Consider the following 12,468-nt stretch of genomic DNA (forward strand, 5'->3'; position numbering starts at 1 on the left):
GACGCAGATCCCACAACGCGGTGAGGAACTGCTCCAGCAGGCGCTCGGCATCGCCCAGTCCGGCTTCCGGATAGAGCACCAGCAAATCGATGTCCGAATGCGGCAGCAGCTCGGAGCGTCCGTATCCACCGACCGCGACCAGTGCCAGCGTATCGGCGGCGTCGCCCAGCGTGTGATTCCACAGATGGGCCAGTGTCTGGTCGGTCAGGCGGGAATTGGCCCGCACCAGCGCATGCGCGGAGACGCCAGCGTAGAAATTGGTCGAGACGAGATCGCGGCCCCAGCTCAGAACGCCGCGTAACGCGGTGACGTCGGTGCCGGCCTCGGCCAGGCGCTTGTCCAGCTTGCGTGCGCTGATGACGTCCGGCTCGTCCTCGACTCCGAATGAAGCGAGTTCGGTGTCCATTACATCTCGCCGTTGCGCAGGGTCAGAACCTCGAAACCGTCATCGGTGACCAGCACGGTGTGCTCCCATTGCGCGGACAGCGAATGATCCTTGGTGACCACGGTCCACTGGTCCGGCAGCAACCGCGTTTCCTTGCGACCGGCGTTGATCATCGGCTCGATCGTGAAGGTCATGCCGGCCTTCAGCTTCATGCCGGTGCCGGGGCGACCATAGTGCAGGACCTGGGGGTCCTCATGGAAGACGCGGCCAATGCCGTGTCCGCAGTATTCGCGCACGACCGAGAATCCGCTGGATTCGGCGTGCTGCTGGATGACGGCGCCGATGTCGCCCAGCGTGGCATCCGGCCGCACCTGGCGGATGCCGGCGATCATGCATTCGTGCGCGACATCGGCCAGACGCTGCGCACGGACGCTCGGCTCCCCGACGAAGAACATCTTTGATGTGTCGCCGTGGAATCCGTCCTTGATCACCGTGACATCGATGTTCAGGGCGTCGCCGCGCTTGAGCTTCTTGCTGCCCGGAATCCCGTGACAGACAACATGATTGACGGAGGTGCAGATCGACTTCGGAAACGGCGGGCGCCCACCACCACCGCCATAGCCGAGTGGGGCGGGAACCGCCTTCTGCTGGTTGACGATGTAGTCGTGGCAGATGGCGTCCAACTCGCCGGTCGTGACACCCGGCTTGACGTGTTCCTCGATCATCACCAGCACATCGGCTGCCAGCGCGCCGGCGACTCGCATGGCGTCTTGCTCTTCGGGGGTTTTGATCGAAACAGGCATTCGGGGTCCGGAGTCAAAAAAGCGCCCGGGTGGGCGCTTGGATTAGGAATGAGCGTTATGGTATAAATCGCGCGCCGCAAAGGCAATTCGAGGCCTCCGGTCGCGAGTTTTCTTCGGCGAATCCTAACTTCTCACACGCTCCAATCAACGTCATGCGGGGTGTTCCGTTCGCGGAATCGGCATGGCGGGCAGCGTGGAGGCCCAACCCCGTACAAACAGGACTTAAAAGACATGGCTGATATCACCATGCGCCAGCTCTTGGAAGCCGGCGTTCACTTCGGGCATCGCACCCGTTACTGGAACCCGCAGATGGAACCTTACATCTACGGGCATCGCAACAAGATTCACATCATCAACCTCGAGGAAACGCTTCCGCTCCTCAAGGACGCCTGCAGCTACGTCGGTCGTCTCGCCGCGAATGGCGGCAAGGTGCTGTTCGTTGGCACCAAGCGTGCCGCGCGTGAAGACGTTCAGGCCGCCGCCGAGCGCTGTGGCATGCCCTACGTCAACCAGCGCTGGCTGGGTGGCATGCTGACCAACTTCAAGACGGTCAAGCAGTCGATCCGCCGCCTGGAAGTGCTGCAGAAGATGGTCGAGGACGGTTCCATCAACCGTGTGACCAAGAAGGAAGGCCTGCAGCTGCGTCGCGAGATGGAAAAGCTGGAGCGCTCCATCGGCGGCATCCAGGAGATGAACAGCCTGCCCGACGCGCTGTTCATCATCGACGTTGGCTACGAGAAGATCGCCGTGGAAGAAGCCCGCAAGCTGGGTATTCCGGTCGTGGCCGTGGTCGACACCAACAACTCGCCCAACGGTCTGGCCTGCGTGATTCCCGGCAATGATGACGCGATTCGCGCCATCCGCGTCTACACCAGTGCCATCGCCGACGCGGTGCTCGACGGGCGCGGCGTGGTGACGACCGGCGCCGCGAAGAGCGACGAGTACGTGGAAGTGACCGAAGACGCGCCCGCCGCGTCCTGATCGAACCAGATTTCGGAGTCGAAATGGCTATTACAGCTGCACAAGTCAAGGAACTGCGCGAGCGTTCCGGCGCCGCGATGATGGATTGCAAGCGTGCCTTGCAGGCCACCGACGGCGATATCGAGGCCGCCATCGAGAAGATGCGCAAGGAAGGCCAGGCCAAGGCCGACAAGAAGGCGTCCCGCGTGGCCGCCGAGGGTCTCGTGCGTGTTCATGTCGACGGCGGCAAGGCCGCGATCGTCGAGATCAACTGCGAGACCGACTTCGTCGCCAAGAATGACGGCCTGGTCGCGCTGGCGGAAGACGCGGCGAAAGCCGTGGCCGCCGGCGGCGTCGACAGCGTCGAGGCCCTGACCGGCGCGAGCGTCGGTGGAGAAACCTTCGACGAGCGTCGTCGCGCCCTCGTGGCCAAGGTGGGCGAGAACATCAACATCCGTCGCTTCGAGACGCTGGAAGCCGATACGCTGGGCTACTACCTGCACGGTGAGCGCATTGGCGTGGTGGTCGGCCTCAGCGGCGGCGACGAGTCGCTCGCGCGCGATCTGGCCATGCACATCGCGGCCAGCAAGCCGGAATTCGTCAAGGCGGATGATGTGCCGGCGGACGTGCGTCAGCGCGAGAAGGACATTCTGGTCGCTCAGGCGGCCGACAGCGGCAAGCCGGCCGAGATCATCGAGAAGATGGTTGTTGGCCGTCTGAACAAGTATCTCGCCGAGATCACGCTGTACGGTCAGCCCTTCGTGAAGGACCCGGACCAGACCGTCGAGAAGCTGCTCAAGGCGGCGGGCGCGGCGGTCACCGGATTCATCCGTTTCGAGGTCGGCGAAGGCATCGAGAAGGAAGAAACGAACTTCGCGGAAGAGGTGATGGCGCAAGCGCGCGCATCGGCCTGAACCTTGCACGTCGAGGCCCCGGACTCCGGGGCCTTTTTTTGCCCGACAGACGACTGTCGGGGCGATTTGGGGCGCACATGCCCGAAAATCGCGTCACACTGGAGTTCTTCAACCGGAGATGTCGATGCCCGAACCTGTTCATAAGCGGATCCTGCTCAAATTTTCCGGTGAGGCCCTGCTCGGGGACGCCGACTTCGGAATCTCGCCGGAGGTTCTGGCGCAGCTCGCTCGACAGGTTTGCGAGGTCATGGATATCGGTGTCGAGGTCGCCATCGTCGTCGGTGGAGGCAACATCTTCCGAGGCGAGGGGCTGGCCGGTGGCGGTATGGACCGGGTTACCGGTGACCACATGGGCATGCTGGCCACGGTGATCAACGCGCTGGCCTTGCAGGATGCCATCGAGCGGGCCGGCAAGAAGGTCCGTGTGATGTCGGCGATCCGCATCAATCAGGTCTGCGAGGAATACATCCGCCGCCGCGCGATCCGTCATCTGGAAAAGGGGCGGGTGGTGGTGTTCGCGGCCGGGACGGGCAATCCGTTCTTCACCACCGATTCGGCGGCCAGCCTGCGGGCGATCGAGATCGATGCCGATCTCATGCTCAAGGCGACCAAGGTCGACGGTGTTTATTCGGCCGATCCGATGCGTGACCCCTCGGCAACGCGTTACGATCGCGTGACTTACGACGAGGTTCTCGACAAGCGCTTGAAGGTGATGGATCAAACCGCCATCGTGCTTTGTCGTGACCACAAGGTGCCGCTGCGCGTCTATGACATGACGGCGGACGGCGACCTGATGAAAATCGTGACCGGCGATACCAGCGTCGGCACTCTGGTAGACGGGACGAACCAATGATCCAGGATATTCTCAAAGACGCCTCGCAGCGCATGGACAAGAGCATTGACGTGCTGCAGCAGGAGTTCACCAAGATCCGCACCGGGCGCGCCCACCCCAGCCTGCTCGACCATGTTTCGGTCGAGTACTACGGCTCCGATGTGCCGCTGTCCCAGGCCGCGAGCATCAACAGTGAGGACGCCCGCACGCTGGTGATTCAGCCCTGGGAAAAACCCATGGTCAGCATCATCGAGAAGGCACTGCTGAAGTCGGATCTGGGCCTGAACCCGAACACCGCCGGCACCGTGATCCGCATCGTGCTGCCGCCGCTGACCGAGGAGCGTCGCCGCGACCTGGTGCGCGTGGTGCGCGCCGAGGCGGAGAACGCCCGTGTCGCCATACGCAATGTGCGCCGCGACGCGAACTCCGATCTCAAGGAGTTGCAGAAGGAAGGCGAGATCTCCGAGGACGACCTGCGTCGCGCCGAGCAGGACATCCAGAAGATCACCGACGAGCACGTGGCCAAGGTGGATGCCAAGCTGACGGCGAAGGAAGAGGAGATGATGGCCGTCTAGAGCCGGGTCGTTTCGGACGGTTCAGGACGTCGAGCATCGTGTCTATTCCCCAACATGTGGCCGTCATCATGGACGGCAATGGCCGCTGGGCCCGCCGCCGCGGCCAGCCGAGAACAGCCGGGCACCGGGCCGGGGTTCGCGCGTTGCGCGCCCTGGTCGAGCAGTCCATCCGATCCCGGGTGCAATACCTCACCGTCTTCGCGTTCTCCAGCGAGAACTGGGCACGCCCCATCCAGGAAGTGAAGCTCCTGATGGAACTGTTCATGAAGGCGCTGGACCGCGAGGTGGCCGAGCTGCATGAAAACGGTGTGCGCCTGCGCTTCATCGGTGATCACGCGCGCCTGGCCCCTGCACTGCGCGAGCGGATGGCGCAGGCCGAGACCCTGACGTCCAGCAACACGCGGATGCACCTGGCCATCGCGGTCGGCTATGGCGGTCGTGACGATCTGGCGCGGGCCGCGCGAAGAATGGCGCAGGACATCGCGACTGGCGTACTGAGCCCGACCGACGTCGATGAAGACTGCCTGGCTCGCTACCGCGATCTGGCGGACTGGCCCGATCCCGACCTGTTCATCCGCACCGGCGGCGATCAGCGCGTCAGCAACTTCCTCCTGTGGGATCTCGCCTACACCGAGCTTTATTTCACACCGGTGCTGTGGCCGGACTTTGACGGACGCTGCCTGCTGGATGCGCTGGACTGGTTTGGTGATCGCGAGCGCCGCTTCGGTGGGCTCGCCGAGGTCAGTTCCTGATGTTGTGGCAGCGGGTAGCCACCGCGCTGGTACTGGGCCCGATCGCGCTGGCGCTGATCTGGTTCGGACCGGCCTGGGCCGTCGGTGCGGTGCTGGCGCTGGTCGTGTTGCTGGCGGTGGAGGAATGGACCCGGCTGTCGGCCCTGGCCAATACCTCCTGGCATGTGGTGTTCACCCCGGTGGCGGCCGCGTTGCTGATTGCCGCATTCGGCCAGGACAAGGCCAGCCCGATCGTGGACGCGACCCTGGTGATCGGATTGCTCTGGTGGATTGGGGCTGCGGTGTGGCTGCGCGCCTATCCCGCGGTCTTCCGCAATGGCCGGATCGCGCCCGGGCTGGCGGTGACCACGGGCTGGCTGGTGTTCATTCCGGCCTATCTGGGCATCATGCTCCTGCACAGCCACCCCGGAAACTCGGGTCCGCTGCATGTTCTGCTGCTGCTGGCGCTGGTCTGGGCCGCGGACACCGGCGCGTACTTCGCCGGGCACCGGTTCGGGCGTCGCAAGCTCGCACCCAAGATCAGTCCCGGCAAGACCTGGGAGGGGTTTTTCGGGGGCTTTGCCGCGGCGGGGCTCATCGCGATTCTCGGTGCGATCTTCGTCTTTGAACCCGGGCGTCTGGGTATCCCGGGGTTTGTCATTGTCTGTCTGATCACCGTTGCGTTTTCCGTGGTCGGTGACCTGACCGTGAGCATGTTCAAGCGGCAGGCGCAGGTGAAGGACACCGGCCATCTGCTGCCCGGTCACGGTGGCATTCTCGACCGGCTGGACAGTCTGTTCGCGGCCGCGCCGGTGCTGGCGCTCGGGCTTCGCTGGCTGGGCGCGTGAGCGTCGGCATTTCGATTCTCGGGGCGACCGGCAGTATCGGCGCCAGCACGCTGGATGTGATCGAACGGCATCCGGACCGCTTCCGCTGTGTCGCGGCGTCGGCCCGCGGTGACGTGGATGGCATGCTGGCGATCTGCCAGCGTCATCGGCCGGACCTCGTCGCCATGGTGGATGCCGACGCCGCGGCTCGGCTGTCGACCCTGTTGCGTGAGCACTCGATCCCGACCGAGGTGGTGCCGGGCGAGGCCGGGCTGCTGGCTGTTGCCGAGCATCCGTCCGCCGAGCAGGTCATGGCAGCGATTGTCGGCGCGGCCGGTTTGTTGCCGACCCTCGCCGCGGCGCGACAGGGCAAGCGGGTACTGCTGGCGAACAAGGAGTCGCTGGTGATGTCCGGCGCGCTGCTCATGGACGCGATTGAGGCGGGCGGCGCCGAGCTGCTGCCGATCGACAGTGAGCACAACGCCATCTTTCAGTGTCTGCCGGGCGGTTTCCGTTGCGGCCTTGCGCCCACCGGGGTCGAGGAGATTCTGCTCACGGCCTCAGGCGGCCCGTTTCTCGACACGCCGCTGGATCAACTGACCGACATGTCGCCCGATGCCGCCTGTGCCCACCCCAATTGGGTGATGGGGCGCAAGATCAGCGTCGATTCGGCGACGATGATGAACAAGGGACTCGAGGTGATCGAGGCCGCCTGGCTGTTCGGGTTGCCGGCAGGTCGAATCCGGGTGATCGTGCATCCGCAAAGCGTCGTGCACTCGATGGTGCGCATGGCCGACGGCTCGGTGCTGGCGCAGCTTGGCGAGCCGGACATGCGCACGCCCATCGTTTACGGCATGGCTTGGCCGGAGCGGCTCGATGGCGGCGTCCGATCGCTGGATCTGGTCGCGGCGGGTCCGCTGGAGTTCCGTGATCCCGATCTGGAGCGTTTTCCCTGTCTGCGTCTGGCCGGTGAGGCCCTGGTCGCCGGCGGGGCGGCGCCGCTGGTGTTGAATGCGGCCAACGAAGTGGCCGTGGATGCGTTTCTGCGGGGTGCGGTGCGGTTCACGGAGATTCCCGAGGTGATCGATGCCAGCCTGTCACGGGCGGGTTCGGAGGCATCGCCCGACAGCATCGACGCCATCCTCGCGATGGACGGCGAAATTCGACGTTTCGCGGGGGAATTTATCGGCAACCGGGAGGGGCGAAGACGGCATGCTTGATCTACCATTTGCCAATGTGGTGCTCTCGGCGGCGGCCTTCATCGTCGCGCTGGGGGTGTTGGTGGCGTTTCATGAATTCGGCCACTTCTGGGTCGCGCGGCGCCTCGGGGTGAAGGTGCTGCGCTATTCCATCGGTTTCGGTCGTCCGATCTGGACGCGGGTGTCACCTCGAAGTGGCGTGGAATACGCGATCTCCAGCATCCCGCTGGGCGGTTACGTGAAGATGCTCGATGAGCGCGAGGGTGCGGTCGCCGAGTCTGAACGCGCCATGGCGTTCAACGTGCAGCCGGTCTGGAAACGGATCTGCATCGTGGCGGCCGGCCCCGGCGCCAATTTTCTGCTCGCCATCGCCGCCTACTGGCTGGTGTTCATCGTCGGTTCCGCCGCACTGCGGCCCGAACTCGGTCCGGTGCCGGATGGCACCCTGGCCAGTCAGGCGGGGCTGGAGCAGGGCATGATCGTGACCCGGCTCGATGGTCATCGCATCCAGAGCTGGGATGAATTGCGTCCCCGGCTCATCGAGGCCGCGCTAAGCGGGGACACCGTTCCCCTGGACGTGCGGGCTGCCGATGGGACCACGCAGACACATGTGCTGGACCTGACCGGTGCGACCGCTGACCCGCAGCGCCTGTTCGAGCGGCTCGGCATGACCACGCCCAGTTTCGACGTGGAGCCGGTGCTGGGTAGCGTGGTCGCCGATCAGCCAGCGGCACGCGCCGGCCTGCAAGGCGGGGATCGCGTCGTCTCCATTGACGGGCAACGCTTCGACACCTGGACGCAGATGCGTGACTGGGTGCGTGACCATCCTGGCGCGGCGGTGGAGGTCGTGGTGGATCGCGACGGTGAATCGATCTCGCGTGTCGTCAGGTTGGAGCGCCAGGACGATGATTCCGGCGCCTATGGCTATCTGGGTGCCGGGCCGCTGATTCCGGAAGGGTTCTACGCCGAGCGACGGGTCCAGGTGCGCTACGGTCCCCTGGCGGCGGTCAGTGAGGCGATGTCGCAGACTTGGAGGATGTCGTGGCTGACGCTGCGGATGATCGGCCGCATGATCACCGGTGACGTGTCGGTGAAGAACGTGTCTGGGCCGCTGCACATTGCCGAGTACGCCGGGTATTCGGCCCAGGCGGGCATCGTGACCTTTCTCAGCTTCATGGCCATCGTGTCCGTGAGTCTGGGTGTGCTGAATCTGCTGCCCGTGCCCGTGCTGGATGGGGGGCATCTGCTGTATTATCTGATCGAACTGGTGAAGGGCTCCCCGATTTCCGAATCCGTTCAGGCGGCCGGCCAACAGATCGGGCTGCTGCTTCTTTTCATGTTGATGAGCCTGGCCTTTTATAACGATATCAGTCGGCTCATTGGATAAATCCGAGTACGAAACATCATGCGAACCGTGACATCACGGATCCTGGGGGCGTTTGTTGCATGCCTTCTGTCCGCAACGGCCTCTGCCTACGACAGCTTTGTCATCGACGACATCCAGGCCGTCGGGCTGCAACGCCTGGAACTCGGCACGATTCTGACCTATCTGCCGGTCACGGCCGGTGATGAACTCAATGCGCGAACCGGTCAGCAGTCGATCCGCGCCCTGTACCAGACCGGCCTGTTTGAAAGCGTCGCGCTCGGGCGCGAGGGCGACACGCTGCTGGTCAGGGTCGAGGAGCGCCCGGCCATCGCCTCGTTCGAGATCGAGGGCAACAAGAAGATCAAGGGCGAGGAGGTCGACGAGGCGATGGAGTCGGCCGGCCTGAAGGAGGGCGAGCTGTTTCGCCGCGTGATCCTCGATCAGGTGCAGCAGGAGCTGACGCGTCAGTACTACGCCAATGGCTACTACGACGTGAAGGTCGAGACCGAGGTCAAGGAGATTTCCGACAATCGCGTCAGCATCTTCGTCGAGGTGACGGAGGGCCGCGTCGCCAAGATCGAACAGATCAACATCGTCGGCAACGAAGCGTTTTCCGACGAGGAATTGCTTGATGTCTTCAAGCTCGAGCCGAGCAAGGTCTACAAGTTCTTCCAGCGTTCCGACCGCTACTCCAAGCAGCAGTTGCTGGGCGACCTCGAGTCGCTGTCGTCGTACTACCTGGACCGTGGCTATCTGACGTTCAACGTTGATTCCGTGCAGGTCGCGCTGACGCCTGACAAGCGGGATATCTATGTGTCGATCAACGTGTCCGAGGGTGAAACCTATACGGTGTCGTCGCTGGAACTGGCTGGTGAGCTGATCCTCAACGAGGACCTGCTCCGTCGCCTGGTCTTGCTGGAAGCGGGCGATACCTTCTCCCGCAAGGAAGCCACCGAAGGTGCCGAACGCATCAGTGATGCGCTGTCGAACTTCGGCTATGCCTTCGCCGATGTCCGGCCACTGCCGGAAATTGACGAGGACGAGCGGACCGTCAAGGTGACGATGTACGTCGAGCCGGGATCGCGCGTCTATGTGCGGCGGATCAACTTCTCCGGCAATCTGAAGACCCAGGACGAAACGCTGCGTCGCGAGATGCGCCAGTTCGAAGGTGCCGTGTTCTCGCGCGCCGCGGTGGAGCGCTCCCGCGTGCGTCTGGCCCGTCTGGCCTTCGTCGAGGACGCCACGGTCGACACGCAGCCGGTGCCCGGCACCGAAGATCTCGTCGACGTGAACTTCGAGATCGTCGAGCGGCCGCCGGGCTCCGTTCAGCTCGGGGTGGGCTTCTCCGGATCACAGGGTTTCCTGCTCACCGGCAGCGTCACGCATTCCAATTTCCTGGGTACCGGAAATCGGGTCAGCGCGTCGGTGGAATCGAACGAATTCTCGCGCTCGATCTCGGGTAGCTGGACGAACCCGTATGCCACGCCGGAAGGGATCAGCCGCACAGTTGATCTGCGGTATCGCGAGTCCGAGCAGGTCGTGCGCTTCAGCTCCGGCTTTGACACGAATACGGCGACCGCGTCGCTGACCTATGGCTTCCCGCTGTCCGAATACACATCGATTCGGCTGGGTGGCGGACTGGAAGCGGTGACCATCGAGACGTTCGCGAACCAGAATATCACCTCGAATGAGGTGCTGGAGTTCGTGATCGCCGAGGGCACCAAGTTCTACAACTTCGAACTGCGTACCGGCATCATCCGCGACACGCGGAACAGGACGATCTTCGCCACGCGCGGTGCCCTGCATCGACTGACCATGGACCTGACGATTCCCGGCAGCGATCTGCAGGTGTTCAAGGCGTTCTACAACTTCCAGCAGTACGTGCCCATCTACAAAGGCCTGTTCGGCGAGATCAACGCTTCGGTCGGCTGGGCTGACGGCTACGGCGACACGGAACTGATCCCGCCCTACGAGCGCCTGTTCGCGGGCGGATCGCGCTCGGTGCGTGGCTATAGGGATGGTACGCTGGGCCCGCGGGACACCCCGAGCAACCGTTTCAACAACCCGTTTGGCGGCAAGTTCCGGATCTATGCGCAGAACGAGCTGATCATTCCGACGCCGCTGGAGACCGACAACAAGAGCACGCGCCTGTCCGTGTTCTATGATGTCGGTAATGTGTTCAACGAGGTCAATGACTTCGAGACCAGCGAGCTGCGCAGTTCGTATGGTGTTGCCTATACCTGGTTCACACCGTTCCTCGGCGTGCTCGATCTGAGTTACGCGATTCCGATCGGTCCCGAGCCCGAGGACGAAACCGACCGGTTCCAGCTGACATTCGGAACCGGCTTCTAACCCAACTCGAACCAAACCCCTAGTGTTATGAAACAGACGTTGATGATTGTCGGACTCCTGATCGCAGGTGTTGCCTGGACCGGGAATGCCATGGCGGAGATCCGTATCGCCACCATCCAGTCGCAGCGGTTGATCAAGGAATCACCGCAGTACAAGAAGATGGAAGCGCAGATGAAGGCCGATTTCGAGCGGCGCGCGAAGGAACTGGAGCAGGATGGCAAGTCGCTGTCCGAGGATCTCCAGGAATTCAAGCGCAATGCCGACGTGATGAGCGCCGCCGAGCGGGCTCGCACGGAAAAGGACCTCAATACGCGCCGTATCGATTTCAACTACGCCGAGCGCAAGTTCCGCGAGGATGTCGCGGCGCGGGAAAAGGAGCTGGCCCAGACGCTGATGAACCAGATTTCCGAGGTCATCGAGGCGGTGGCCAAGGAAGGCAGCTACGATCTCGTGTTGCAGGATCCGGTCTTTGCCAGCGAAGCGGTTGATGTCACCGCCAAGGTGCTCGCCCGTCTGGAAGCTGCCAACTAGGCAGCAAGCGGATAACGGAGCCGATGGGGATTCGCCTGGACGAACTGGCGCGACGCCATGAACTGCGTCTGGTCGGTGACGGCAGCGTGGAAATCGACGGTGTCTGCACCCTGGCCAACGGGCGAGGCGGCGCGATCAGCTTTCTGGCGAATCCGCAATACCGCCGTTATCTGGACGAGACCCGGGCCGCCGCGGTCATCGTCGCCGAAGCGGATGCACAGGGCCTCGCGATTCCGGCGTTGATTGCCGCCGATCCCTATCTGGCCTATGCCCGGGTCGCGGCCGAGTTCGTGCCGGACGGTGGCGTGACGGCGGGTGCCGCCCCCGGCGCGGCCATTGACGCCTCGGCCGTCCTGGCCGACGACGTGGCTGTTGCCGCCGGCGCCAGCATCGGTGCAGGTGCACGGATCGGTTCTGGCGCGCGGATTGGTCCCAACGCGGTCATCGGTTCGGGCTGCGTTATCGGCGATGACACGAGTATCGGCGCGAACGCGACGCTGGAGCAGGGTGTCACGCTGGGCGAGCGTTGCACCGTGCATCCCGGCGCGGTGATCGGGTCACGCGGGTTTGGCCTGGCGATGGATTCCGGGCGCTGGATCGAGGTGCCACAGCTTGGCTCCGTGGTGATCGGCAACGATGTCGAGATTGGTGCGAACACCACCATCGACCGCGGCGCCGTGGAGGACACGGTGATCGGCGATGGTGTGAAGATCGACAATCAGGTCCAGATTGCTCATAACGTCACCATCGGTGCGCATACCGCCATTGCGGCCAAGGTCGGGATTGCCGGCAGCACGTCGATCGGTGCCTACTGCATGCTCGGTGGCGCCGTTGGCGTGGCCGGACATATCGAGATCACCGACAAGGTGATCATTACTGGCATGACGCTTGTAAGCCGATCCATCAAGGAACCGGGCACGTACTCGTCCGGTTGGCCGGTGACGACGAACGGGGAGTGGCGCAAGCAGGTTGCGCGGCTGCGTCGTCTCGGCA

The 12,468-nt window shown here is 63.7% G+C and carries 13 protein-coding genes; 11 read left to right on the forward strand and 2 right to left on the reverse strand.

Annotated features, from left to right (window positions below; translation table 11 throughout):
- The coding region (locus ABNS06_RS15705) for a DUF294 nucleotidyltransferase-like domain-containing protein (RefSeq protein ID WP_348675544.1) at positions 1-406 on the reverse strand (406 nt) is incomplete at its 3' end.
- Positions 406-1,188: a type I methionyl aminopeptidase gene (gene map, locus ABNS06_RS15710; protein ID WP_348675545.1), complete on the reverse strand. Its 783-nt coding sequence runs from the start codon at positions 1,186-1,188 to the stop codon at positions 406-408. The genes ABNS06_RS15705 and map, both read right to left, overlap by 1 nt.
- Before the next feature lie 231 nt (positions 1,189-1,419).
- Between map and rpsB the strand changes: the two genes are divergently transcribed.
- From rpsB to lpxD, 11 genes are all read left to right on the forward strand, one after another.
- Positions 1,420-2,169 (forward strand): 30S ribosomal protein S2, encoded by a 750-nt coding sequence (gene rpsB, locus ABNS06_RS15715; protein ID WP_348675546.1) that lies wholly within the window; start codon positions 1,420-1,422, stop codon positions 2,167-2,169.
- A gap of 23 nt (positions 2,170-2,192) precedes the next feature.
- Positions 2,193-3,062 (forward strand): translation elongation factor Ts, encoded by an 870-nt coding sequence (gene tsf / locus ABNS06_RS15720; protein WP_348675547.1) that lies wholly within the window; start codon positions 2,193-2,195, stop codon positions 3,060-3,062.
- 118 nt (positions 3,063-3,180) lie between these two features.
- Positions 3,181-3,915, forward strand: a complete 735-nt coding sequence (gene pyrH, locus ABNS06_RS15725) for a UMP kinase (RefSeq protein WP_348675548.1) — start codon at positions 3,181-3,183, stop codon at positions 3,913-3,915.
- On the forward strand, positions 3,912-4,469 hold the full coding sequence (gene frr / locus ABNS06_RS15730) for a ribosome recycling factor (RefSeq protein WP_348675549.1): 558 nt from the start codon (positions 3,912-3,914) through the stop codon (positions 4,467-4,469). The genes pyrH and frr overlap by 4 nt, the downstream gene beginning before the upstream one ends.
- A gap of 38 nt (positions 4,470-4,507) precedes the next feature.
- Positions 4,508-5,221 carry a polyprenyl diphosphate synthase gene (gene uppS / locus ABNS06_RS15735; RefSeq protein WP_348675551.1) on the forward strand — a complete coding sequence of 238 codons (714 nt, stop codon included), beginning with the start codon at positions 4,508-4,510 and terminating at the stop codon, positions 5,219-5,221.
- Complete coding sequence (locus ABNS06_RS15740) at positions 5,221-6,048, forward strand: phosphatidate cytidylyltransferase (RefSeq protein WP_348675552.1); 828 nt, start codon at positions 5,221-5,223, stop codon at positions 6,046-6,048. The genes uppS and ABNS06_RS15740 overlap by 1 nt, the downstream gene beginning before the upstream one ends.
- Positions 6,045-7,247, forward strand: a complete 1,203-nt coding sequence (ispC, locus tag ABNS06_RS15745; RefSeq protein ID WP_348675553.1) for a 1-deoxy-D-xylulose-5-phosphate reductoisomerase — start codon at positions 6,045-6,047, stop codon at positions 7,245-7,247. The genes ABNS06_RS15740 and ispC overlap by 4 nt, the downstream gene beginning before the upstream one ends.
- On the forward strand, positions 7,240-8,613 hold the full coding sequence (gene rseP / locus ABNS06_RS15750; protein ID WP_348675554.1) for an RIP metalloprotease RseP: 1,374 nt from the start codon (positions 7,240-7,242) through the stop codon (positions 8,611-8,613). Before ispC ends, rseP begins: the two co-directional genes overlap by 8 nt.
- Positions 8,614-8,631: 18 nt before the next feature.
- Positions 8,632-10,944, forward strand: a complete 2,313-nt coding sequence (gene bamA / locus ABNS06_RS15755; RefSeq protein ID WP_348675555.1) for an outer membrane protein assembly factor BamA — start codon at positions 8,632-8,634, stop codon at positions 10,942-10,944.
- Between the two features lie 27 nt (positions 10,945-10,971).
- Positions 10,972-11,475 carry an OmpH family outer membrane protein gene (locus ABNS06_RS15760; protein WP_348675557.1) on the forward strand — a complete coding sequence of 168 codons (504 nt, stop codon included), beginning with the start codon at positions 10,972-10,974 and terminating at the stop codon, positions 11,473-11,475.
- 23 nt (positions 11,476-11,498) lie between these two features.
- On the forward strand, positions 11,499-12,468 hold a 970-nt coding region (gene lpxD / locus ABNS06_RS15765; protein ID WP_348675558.1), incomplete at its 3' end, for a UDP-3-O-(3-hydroxymyristoyl)glucosamine N-acyltransferase.

The organism is uncultured Abyssibacter sp. (assembly GCF_964000955.1).
GTDB lineage: Bacteria > Pseudomonadota > Gammaproteobacteria > Nevskiales > OUC007 > Abyssibacter.